This window comes from Larkinella sp. C7 (assembly GCF_006149005.1).
Classification (GTDB): domain Bacteria; phylum Bacteroidota; class Bacteroidia; order Cytophagales; family Spirosomataceae; genus Larkinella.
In genome coordinates, this window is sequence record NZ_VBSL01000122.1 from 302 (window position 1) to 510 (window position 209).

Sequence of the window (209 nt, forward strand, 5' to 3'; positions counted from 1 at the left end):
TGGGCCTTTTTGGAAGCCTCCTCCTTAGTCACGCCCATGGTCTTGATGGGAGACAGGGTCAGATTTTCCAGAACCGTCAAATGAGGAAAGAGTTGAAAATCTTGGAAGACGAAGCCCAGAATATTGTCGGACTCAAGGTGATTGAGGGGGACTTCCTGCCCCTGATAGATGACCTGACCAGAATCGATGGTCTCAAGGCCAGCTAACAT

General features: G+C 49.8%; 1 pseudogene. It reads right to left on the bottom strand.

Going from position 1 to position 209, the window contains the following annotated elements:
• A pseudogene (locus FH871_RS34690) lies at positions 1–209 on the bottom strand (amino acid ABC transporter ATP-binding protein); the annotation flags it as partial.